The organism is Micromonospora sp. NPDC049662 (assembly GCF_040675055.1).
Taxonomy (GTDB): Bacteria; Actinomycetota; Actinomycetes; order Mycobacteriales; family Micromonosporaceae; genus Micromonospora.
Genome location: NZ_JBFAOC010000039.1, coordinates 47,135 through 56,931, shown reverse-complemented (window position 1 = coordinate 56,931; position 9,797 = coordinate 47,135). Strand labels below are relative to the sequence as shown.

7 protein-coding genes are annotated in these 9,797 nt (G+C 72.1%); 2 read left to right on the top strand and 5 right to left on the bottom strand.

Annotated elements, in window-relative coordinates:
• Positions 1-78: 78 nt before the first annotated feature.
• From AB0J36_RS24655 to AB0J36_RS24645, 3 genes are read right to left on the bottom strand one after another with little or no spacing between them, the layout of a single operon-like run.
• On the bottom strand, positions 79-1,761 hold the full coding sequence (locus AB0J36_RS24655) for a PucR family transcriptional regulator ligand-binding domain-containing protein (protein WP_363661159.1): 1,683 nt from the start codon (positions 1,759-1,761) through the stop codon (positions 79-81).
• 41 nt (positions 1,762-1,802) lie between these two features.
• Positions 1,803-3,254: an argininosuccinate synthase gene (argG, locus tag AB0J36_RS24650; protein WP_357128147.1), complete on the bottom strand. Its 1,452-nt coding sequence runs from the start codon at positions 3,252-3,254 to the stop codon at positions 1,803-1,805.
• Between the two features lie 28 nt (positions 3,255-3,282).
• Positions 3,283-4,095 carry an RNA methyltransferase gene (locus AB0J36_RS24645; protein ID WP_357128144.1) on the bottom strand — a complete coding sequence of 271 codons (813 nt, stop codon included), beginning with the start codon at positions 4,093-4,095 and terminating at the stop codon, positions 3,283-3,285.
• A gap of 119 nt (positions 4,096-4,214) precedes the next feature.
• Here AB0J36_RS24645 and AB0J36_RS24640 point away from each other — a divergent pair, with 119 nt between their 5' ends.
• Positions 4,215-6,062, top strand: a complete 1,848-nt coding sequence (locus tag AB0J36_RS24640) for a thiamine pyrophosphate-requiring protein (protein WP_357170917.1) — start codon at positions 4,215-4,217, stop codon at positions 6,060-6,062.
• Positions 6,063-6,212: 150 nt separating this feature from the next.
• Here AB0J36_RS24640 and AB0J36_RS24635 read toward each other — a convergent pair whose 3' ends face one another.
• Positions 6,213-6,785 carry a TetR/AcrR family transcriptional regulator gene (locus tag AB0J36_RS24635; RefSeq protein WP_363661158.1) on the bottom strand — a complete coding sequence of 191 codons (573 nt, stop codon included), beginning with the start codon at positions 6,783-6,785 and terminating at the stop codon, positions 6,213-6,215.
• 173 nt (positions 6,786-6,958) lie between these two features.
• Here AB0J36_RS24635 and AB0J36_RS24630 point away from each other — a divergent pair, with 173 nt between their 5' ends.
• The gene (locus AB0J36_RS24630) at positions 6,959-7,321 is read left to right on the top strand and encodes a DUF1330 domain-containing protein (protein ID WP_357128135.1); all 363 of its coding nucleotides are present in this window, start codon (positions 6,959-6,961) and stop codon (positions 7,319-7,321) included.
• A gap of 142 nt (positions 7,322-7,463) precedes the next feature.
• On the opposite strand, the gene AB0J36_RS24625 is transcribed toward AB0J36_RS24630, so the two are convergent.
• Positions 7,464-9,665, bottom strand: a complete 2,202-nt coding sequence (locus AB0J36_RS24625) for a transglycosylase domain-containing protein (RefSeq protein ID WP_363661157.1) — start codon at positions 9,663-9,665, stop codon at positions 7,464-7,466.
• Between the last annotated feature and the right edge of the window lie 132 nt (positions 9,666-9,797).

The following is a 9,797-nucleotide window of genomic DNA, read 5'->3' as shown; positions in this document are numbered from 1 at the left end:
CTCTGCTATGTTTTCTTTTCTGTGTGGTGGGGGGGGGGGGGGGGGGGGGGGGTGGGGGGGTGGGGTGGGGGGTCTGGGTTAGGGGGCGCGGACTGCTTCTAGGGCTAGGAGGGCCACGTGGAGGGAGAGGCTGGCCTCTACCGAGTCGAGGTCCACGTCGAGGATGCGGGCTATCCGGGCGAGGCGTTCGTAGAAGGCCGGTCGGGACAGGTGCGCGGCCGCCGCGCCGGCGGATTTGTTGCGCCCCTGCTCCAGGTACGCGCGCAGGGTGTCGAGGAGCCGCTCCCGGGGGTGCTGGGCGTCGTACTCCAGGAGCGGGCCGAGTTCCCGCTCGACGAAGGTCTGGAGTCGGGGCTCGTCACGCAGCAGGTGCAGCAGGCCGGCCAGACCCACGTGCGGCAGCCGGAAGACGGGCAGGTCACGCCGGTCCCGGCGGGCGGCCTCGGCGATCTGCCGCGCCTCCACCAGCGACCGCCGGGCCTCGCGCAGGCTGCTCACCCCGGACCCGGCGGCCACGAAGACCCCGACGGGGGCGTTGGACACGGCCCGGCCTGTGGCGCCGTCGAGGCGTACCCGACGAAGGGCCTCGGCGAACGCGGACAGCGCGCGGTCCTCGGCGGCCGGGTCGGTCAGGGCCAGCAGCGCGCCCACCGAGTTGTCGTCGACGGCGCTGGTCAGTGCCGTCAATTTGGCCTCCCGCAGCGCCTGGCCGACGGCCTCGGAGAGGTCGCGTAGCCGGGCCTGGCCGGCTTCGGGGCCGCCGTCCGCGGCAGAATCGTCGGTTCGGTGGCGGACCAGCACGCCGACGAGGTGCCGACGGTCCAGCGTCACACCGAGCGCCTTGGCGCGCAGCGCCACCTCGTCGACCGGCCGGGAGTGGTCGAGCAGGGCGGTGAGCAGGGTGCGGTGCAGCTGTCGTTCCAGCCCTTCGGCGTCGCGGCGGATCAACCGGCCCAGCGCGAGGGTGGACGCGGCCCGCTCGACGAGGATGCTCAGCCGATTGGGGGGAGCGTCGGTGGGCGCGTCGCCGCTCGCCGGCCAGCGCAGCAGCAGCCGTCCCCAATCCTGGCCCCGCGCGCCGACGACGGTCACCAGCCAGCCACTGTCCGGGTCGTACGCGGTCCGGCCGGCGGGCCGGATGCGCCGGGAGTGCTGCTCCCAGCCGTCCAGCAGCAGCTCCGCGCTCTCCCCCGCCGGGTCGTATCCGAGGACCTGCCGGGACAGGTTCTCCAGCACGACCGGGCAGCCGGACAACTCGGCGGCCTGCCGGATCACCTCGGCGGCGTCGGCGCCCTCGACGGAGAGGTCGGTGAACCGCTGGTGGATCTCCTCGGCGGCCCGCAGCTCGGTGAGCTGCGCGTCGACGATCAGCGCGTGCACGGCCTCGGTGATCCGCACGAACGGGGTGGCCCGGCGTAGCTCGACCAGGGGTAGGCCGCGCCGTTCGGCGGCGGCGGTCATCACCCGGGGTACGCCGCTGACGTAGCGGCGGCCCAGTTCGACGACGAGTCCGGAGACGCCCACGTCGGCGAGGTCGCCGATGAACGCGCGCAGTCCCGCGTCGTCGGCCGGCAGGCCGATGCCGGTGGTGAGCACCAGTTCGCCGCCGCCGAGGAGGGTGGCGATGTCGGGGACCTCGGCGACGTGCACCCAGCGGACTGGCCGGTCCAGCCCGGCGTCCCCGGCGACCACCCGCGGGGCGCCGTGGCGGACCGGGTCCAGGGCCAGGACCTCACGCACGGTAGGGAACACGGCCGACACGCTACCGTGCGTGACCCCGGACCTCGGCCTGCCGGTACCGGTCAGTCGACGCCGAACTCCATGGCGGCGCGGTCGAGCGCCTCGTCCGCGGCGGTGGCGACGCCTCGGGAGGCGATGGCTTCCGCGCCGCCCTCCGGCATCGCGCCGATCAGTCCGGTGGAGGCTGCCTGTGCGGCCCCGATCATCCGCTCGCTTCCCGCGCCACCGACCATGCCGAGGGAGGCGTACTGCTCCAGCTTCGCCCGCGAGTCGGCGATGTCGAGGTTGCGCATGGTGAGCTGGCCGATCCGGTCCGACGGGCCGAACGCCGAGTCCTCGGTGCGCTCCATCGACAGCTTGTCCGGGTGGTAGCTGAACGCGGGGCCGGTGGTGTCGAGGATCGAGTAGTCCTCGCCCCGGCGCAGCCGCAGGGTCACCTCACCGGTGACGGCCGTGCCGACCCAGCGCTGCAACGACTCGCGCAGCATCAGCGCCTGCGGGTCCAGCCAGCGACCCTCGTACATGAGGCGGCCGAGGCGGCGACCCTCGCTGTGGTAGTTGGCCAGGGTGTCCTCGTTGTGGATGGCGTTGACCAGCCGCTCGTACGCGGTGTGCAGCAGCGCCATCCCGGGCGCCTCGTAGATGCCCCGGCTCTTGGCCTCGATGATCCGGTTCTCGATCTGGTCGGACATGCCCAGGCCGTGCCGGCCGCCGATGGCGTTGGCCTCCAGCACCAGGTCGACGGCGCTGCCGAACTCCTTGCCGTTGATCGTCACCGGGCGGCCCTGGTCGAAGCCGATCGTGACGTCCTCGGTGGGGATCTCCACCGACGGGTCCCAGAACCGGACGCCCATGATCGGGCTGACCGTCTCGATGCCGGTGTCGAGGTGCTCCAGGGTCTTCGCCTCGTGCGTGGCGCCCCAGATGTTGGCGTCGGTGGAGTACGCCTTCTCGGTGCTGTCCCGGTACGGCAGGCCGCGCTCGATCAGCCACTCGGACATCTCCTTGCGCCCACCCAGCTCGGTGACGAAGTCGGTGTCGAGCCACGGCTTGTAGATGCGCAGCATCGGGTTGGCCAGCAGGCCGTAGCGGTAGAACCGCTCGATGTCGTTGCCCTTGAAGGTCGAGCCGTCGCCCCAGATCTGGACGTCGTCGGCGATCATCGCGCGGACCAGCAGGGTGCCGGTCACCGCCCGACCCAGCGGGGTGGTGTTGAAGTAGGAGCGTCCGCCCGAGCGGATGTGGAAGGCGCCGCAGGTCAGCGCGGCGAGGCCCTCCTCGACCAGGGCGGCGCGGCAGTCGACGAGTCGGGCGACCTCGGCGCCGTAGCTGAGCGCACGGCCGGGGACCGAGCCGATGTCGGGCTCGTCGTACTGGCCGATGTCGGCGGTGTACGCGCAGGGGACGGCGCCCTTGTCGCGCATCCACGCGACCGCGACCGAGGTGTCGAGGCCGCCAGAGAAGGCGATGCCGACACGTTCGCCGATGGGCAGGGAGGTGAGAACCTTAGACACGGGGAAGATTATTCAACAAGACGCATGATCATGCAAGCGGATCGTCGCGTCCCAGTTCCCAGAACGCCACGGCCGCCGCCGCGGCGACGTTCAACGAGTCCACTCCACGCCGCATCGGCAGGACCACCCGCACGTCGCTGGCCGCCTGCGCCGCCGCCGTCAGGCCGGGCCCCTCGGCGCCCAGCAGCAGCGCCGCCCGCTCGCGCTGCGCCGGGGTCAACCGCTGCATGGGTACGGCGTCCGGCGCGGGCGTCATGGCGAGAACGGTGAACCCCGCCTCCCGTACCTCGTCGAGACCGGCCGGCCAGCGGTCGAGCTTGGCGTACGGCAGCGCGAAGACCTCCCCCATGCTCACCCGCACGCTGCGCCGGTAGAGCGGGTCGGCGCAGGACGGCGACAGCAGCACCGCGTCGATACCCAACGCGGCGGCCCCCCGGAAGATCGCGCCCAGGTTCGTGTGGTTGTTGACGTCCTCGAGGATCACCACCCGGCGCGCGCCGGCGAGCACCTCGGCCGCCGTCGGCAGCGAGCGGCGGTGGAACGACGCCAGCACCCCCCGGTGTACGTGGAAGCCGGTGGCCCGTTGCAGCACGTCCTGGGTGGCGGCGTAGACGGGCGCGTCGCCGGTGTCCAGGTCGGCGAGCTGGTCGACGCGCTTGGCGTCGACCAGGTACGACCGGGCCGGATAGCCGGCCCGCAGCGCCCGGCGCAGCACCAGCTCGCCTTCGGCGATGAACAGGCCGTGCGGAGGCTCCCAGCGGGTGCGCAGCTCGACGTCGGTGAGCGCGCGGTAGTCGGCGATCCGGTCGTCGTCAGGGTCGGTGATCTGGTGGACGGGCACCCGACGATTCTGCCGGACGGCCGGCGGCCGTCCCGACGTCCGCCCGGCGGGGGTGTTTTGTCCGGTCGAGAAGGGGAACGACCGGTGGGGTACCGGACGCCACGGGAAGGACCAGCCAGGTGAGCGCAGAGCACACGGCAGCGGCCGAAGGGGGCACCCTGCCCCGCCGTCCGACCGTCGCGGACCACATCGTCTCCCGCCTGTTCAGCTGGGGCGTACGCCGGTACTTCGGCTATCCGGGAGACGGCATCAACGGCATCACCTCCGCCCTGCAACGCACCAACGAACGCGCCCAGTTCGTCCAGGTGCGGCACGAGGAGACCGCCGGGTTCGCCGCGTCCGCGCACGTCAAATACGGCGGCGGCCCACTCGGCTGCGCGCTGGTGACCAGCGGCCCCGGCGCCATCCACCTGCTCAACGGCCTGTACGACGCCAAGCTCGACCACCAACCCGTGGTCGCCCTGCTCGGGCACACGGCGGTCACCGCCGAGGGCGGCGGCTACTACCAGGAGGTCGACCTGCTGGCCCTCTACAAGGACGTGGCGGCGGCCTTCCTGGCCCAGCTCGACCACCCCGCGCAGGTCCGCCACCTCGTCGACCGGGCGTGCCGCACGGCGCTGTCCCGTCGGACGGTGACCGCGCTGGTGCTCCCCTCCGACATCCAGGACGAGCCGGCCGTCGTGGATCCCCCGCACGCGCACGGTTACTACCACACCAGCAACGTGCCGAGCAGTACGCCGACCGTCCCGCCGACGGCCGACCTGCGCCGCGCCGCCGAGGTGCTGCGCGGCGGCGAACGGGTGGCCATGCTGGTCGGTCAGGGCGCGCTCGGGGCCGAGGCCGAGGTACGCGAGATCGCCCACCGGCTCGGCGCCGGGGTCGCCACCGCGCTGCTCGGCTTCACCGTCGTCGACCATCGCGAGCCGTGGGTGACCGGCGCGATCGGGCTGCTCGGGACCCGGCCGAGTTGGCAGCTCATGACCGGCTGCGACCGGCTGCTGATCGTGGGCAGCAACATGCCGTACTCGGAGTTCTACCCGCCGCCCGGCCAGGCCCGCGCGGTGCAGATCGACCTGGACGGCACGCAGCTCGGCCTGCGGTACCCGACCGAGGTGAACCTGACCGGCGACGCCCGCCCCACCCTGCGGGCGCTGCTGGACGAGCTGGGCCCCGGCCCCGGGCCGACCGCCTGGCGGGCGGAGATCGCCGAGGCCACCTCGGCGTGGCGACGCGCCCAGCGCGACCTGGCCGGGCAGCGCGCCGACCCGGTCAACCCGCAACTGCTGTTCAGCACCCTCAGCGACCGGCTCCCCGACGACGCGATGCTCGCCGTGGACTGCGGCACGGCGACCGCCTGGTACGCCCGGCACGTGCAGGTCCGGCCCGGGATGCTGGCCAGTCTCTCCGGCACGCTGCTGTCCATGGGCGGCGCGATGCCGTACGCGCTGAGCGCGAAGTTCGCCCACCCGGACCGGCCGCTGATCGCGATGATCGGCGACGGGGCCATGCAGATGAACGGCGTCAACGAGCTGATCACGGTGGCGAAGTACTGGCGCGGCTGGGCCGACCCACGGTTCGTGGTGCTGGTGCTCAACAACCGGGACCTGGCGTTCGTCAGCTGGGAGCAGCGCTCCTCGGAGGGGACGCCGATGTTCCCGGACAGCCAACAGCTCCCGGACATCGGCTACCACCAGTGGGCCGAGGTGCTCGGGTTGCGCGGTGAGCTGGTCGACTCGCCCGATCAGATCCCGGGCGTCTGGGATCGGGCGCTCGCCGCCGACCGTCCGGTGGTCATCAACGCGCTGGTCGACCCGGCCGAGCTGATGCTGCCGCCACACTTCACCGCCGAGCAGGCCCGCAAGACCGCGGCCGCGGTCCTGCGCGGCGACACCGACTGGGCCGGCATCATCCGCCGCGGCCTACCCGCGACGATCGCCAGCTACCGCCCCCGCCGCCGCGAACGCTGACCCACCCCCTCCCCCTCCCCCTCCCCTAGCCCTCCCCCCGCGATCTTGCACTTTCGGTGGGGACAAAGCGCCATAGGGGCGGCGAATCGGCAACCGAAAGTGCAGGATCGCCGGGGATGGTGGGTGGGACGGGGTGCGGGCGAGGCGTCGCTAGTCGCCGTCCCCGTCGCGGCTAGCGCTGACCGGGCCGGACAGGGCTTCCCGCGCGGCTTGGAGGATCTCCGCCGACAGGGGCGTCTGGCCCGTCGCACGGGCCAGCGTGAGCGCACCGACCATCGTCGCGAGATCGACAAGCGCCACCCGACGGGCGTCGGGCCCGTCTCGGCCGGGCGCATCCTCGATGTCAGTCAATCGCCTGATGGTCTCCTGGACACCCTCCGCGTACGACGTCCGGAGCGGGCTGTCGGCGGGTGACCGGGCGGCGTCGGCGGCCAGCGCGGTATTGGCACATCCCGTGCCGGGTGTGTCGCGATGCTCGGGTGACAGGTAGTGCCGCAGCAGCGCGTTCCGCGCTTCCGACCGGTCGGGGAAATCGTCGGAGAGTTGGTCCAGCAGGGCCAGGAGTTCGCCGAAGGCCGTCGCGGCGGCGATGCCCAACAACTCGTCCTTCGAGCTGAAGTGCTTGTAGAACCCGCCGTGGGTCAGCCCGGCGGCACCCATGAGGTCCTGCACGCTCATGCCCGCCGCGCCGCGTTCACGGAGCAGCCTCGACGTGGCGGCCACCACTTCCTCGCGGTGCCTCGCCGCTTCCGCACGGGACGTCCTGCCCATCGCGCTCCCCCTCTCACCAGTCGACCCCCCAACTATAGAGGACGACCCTAATCCAAAACTTGCCGCAGCTGCGCGCCTCGGTTAGATTATGGGCGTCATCCAAAATTCGAGGACTGGAGATCCCCATGAGCACCTACCTGATCAACCACCTGCGCATCCCTGGCGGCATCCCGAACGAGGCGGGGCTGTCGTACCTGGAGCAGGTCGAGGCCACCGTGCACCCGTACGGCGGCAAGTGGCTCGCCCAGGGCGACGTGGACGTGGTCGAGGGAGCTTGGCCCGGCTCCGTCGTCCTGATGGAGTTCCCCAGCCGCGCCGACGCCGAGAAGTGGTACAACTCGCCCGAGTACCAGGCGATCCTGCCGCTTCGGATGAACAACGCGATCTCGGACATCATCCTGGTCGACAGCCTGGCCTCGGACTTCACCGTCGCCGGTTTCGCCCAGCAGGTGCGCGCAGCGATCTCGGCAGCCGCTACCAACCGCTGAGGCCGCGCCCGGTCACGTCGCCGCCCGAGGTCACCGCCAAGCTCGGCGGTGACCTCGGGCGTGACCGAGGCCAGCCAGCGGGCGTGTGGAAAGAGCACGGCGGCCCGGCCCGAGGTGAGCCAGGCCGCCGCTGGATCCGGGGTCAGCCCCGACGGTCGAGCCAGCGTTGCAGGGCCGAGAGCGGGTCCTGGTCCGGGGTGGGCTGCTGGCGTTCGGGGACGGCCGGGCGCTCCACCGGGCGGCGGGGCTCGCCGGCCAACTCCTTGCTGGGGGCGGTGAACGCCTTCTCCGGCTGGCCCTTCACGGCGGTGGCGATGACCCGCGCGACCGCGTCGATCACCTTGCTCTGCACCGCCGAACCCACCGAGTCGGCCGGGTCGTCAGGGTTGGCCGCGATGCCCGCGACGGCCACCTGCGGGGTGAAGCCGACGAACGTCTCGGTGGCGTTCTCCTCCGAGCTGCCCGTCTTACCGGCCACCGGACGGCCGTCGAGAATGTCGTTCACACCGGTGGCGGTGCCGCCGTTGCACTGCCCGTACGGCGACTGCTGGCCCACGGGGCAGCGGGCCGCGTCGGTCGCGGCGCGCGCCACGTCGGGGTCGAGGACCTTTTTGCAGGACGGCTCACCGACCGGCACCTTCGTGCCCTTCGCGTCGGTCACCGAGACCACCGGCACCGGCGTGCAGTAGGTGCCCTCGGCGGCCACCGTGGCGTACGCGTTGGCCAGGTCGAGGGGGGTGGTGGCAGCCACGCCGAGGGTGAACGATCCCCAGTTCGCCGCGTTGTTCTTGGCGAAGGCGGCGTCGGTGTCGGCGCGGAACGTGATGCCGAGCCGCTGCGCCATCTCGACCACCTTGTCCTGGCCCACCTGCTCGGCCAGCCACACGAAGTACGTGTTCACCGAACGGCCGAAGCCGTCCCACATCATCCGGTACCCGTCCATCCACGCCGGGTTGGCGTTCGCCGGGCACCACTTGCCGTCACAACTGCCCGGCCCCTCGGCCGGGTACCGGGTGGGCAGCTTGGCGGGGGCGTCGAACCCGGTGGAGAGGGTACGGCCCGACTCCAGCGCCGCGAGCATGGTGAACAGCTTGAACGTCGAGCCCGCCTGGTACCCGTCGACGCTGGCCCCACCGGAGATCAGCGGGTTGACGGTGTTGGGGTAGTTGCCCTGCCCGGCCGGGTTGTCGGCGAGGCTGTAGTGCCGGTTGACCGCCATGGCGAGCACCCGCCCCGTGCCCGGCTGGACGGCCGCGATCGGCAGGGCGCGCTTGTTGTCGTACCCGTAGACCTTGGTGGCCTGCTGCTGCGCGGTGGCCTGGATCTTCGGGTCGAGCGACGTGACGACGGTGTAGCCGCCCGCGCGCAGGGCCTGCTCGCGCTCGGCGGGGGTGGCGCCGAACGCCGGCTGGGTCAGCCACCACTGGCGCAGGTAGTCGCAGAAGTAGCCCCAGTCGTCGTGGCCCTGGGCGACGGCGGTGCAGCCGTTGGGCTGGGCGGTGGGGTGCAGAGCCAGCGGCTCGACCTTGGCCTGGGCGGCCTGCGCGGCGGTGATCGCTCCGGTGGCGACCATCGAGTCCAGCACGTACGACCGGCGGGCGAGGGCCTGGTCCTTGTCGCCGCTGATCGGGCTGTACGCGTCCGGGGACTGCACCAGACCGGCGAGCAGGGCCGACTCGGCGAGGGTCAACTGCGCCGGGGGCTTGCCGAAGTAGCGCTGGCTGGCCGCCGCGATCCCGTACGCGCCGGAGCCGAAGTAGGCGATGTTCAGGTACCGGCCGAGGATCTCGTCCTTGCCGAGGCTCTTGTCCAGCGCGCCCGCGTACCGAATCTCCTGGATCTTCCGACCGACGGTGGGGTCGGTCGCGGCGGCCCGCTCCTCGGCGGTGCGGGTGGGGTCGGTCTTGAGGACGTTACGGACGTACTGCATGGTCAGCGTCGAGCCGCCCTGCTCGGTGCCACCGCCCTTGACGTTTGCGACCAGCGCCCGGGCCAGGCCGCGCAGGTCCGCGCCACCGTGGTCGTAGAACCGCCGGTCCTCGGCCGCCACGATCGCCTGCCGCATCACCGGGGCGACGTCCGCCAACGCGACGTCCGTCCGGTTCACGTCGTAGAACGTGGTGAGCAGCGTCTTGCCGTCGTTGGCGTAGAGGTAGGAGCGCTGCGGCGTCGCCGGGGTGCGCAGCGCGTCGGGCAGCGCGGCGTACGAACTGAGCGCGGCGCGCGCGGTGAACCCGACCAGCAGGTTGCCCGGCAGCGCCGCGGCGGCCAGGACCAACCCGGCCAGCAGGCCGGTGAGCAGCACGGTGAACAGCCGCGACAGCGGCGAGCGGGGGGCGGCCATGCAACCCAGGATTGCCACAAATAACGCCAACCGACCACCCCCTGTAGCCAACCTCACCCCAACTCCCCCACCCCACCCCACCCCCACCCACCCCCACTGCCACCCGGTGATCAAGAGGTTTGCGTCAGATAA

Excerpts from the sequence above, each read along its gene's own strand:
- AB0J36_RS24630 (WP_357128135.1), top strand. The coding sequence starts at position 6,959 with ATGAGCACCTACCTGATCAACCACCTGCGCATCCCTGGCGGCATCCCG.
- AB0J36_RS24625 (WP_363661157.1), bottom strand. The coding sequence starts at position 9,665 with ATGGCCGCCCCCCGCTCGCCGCTGTCGCGGCTGTTCACCGTGCTGCTC.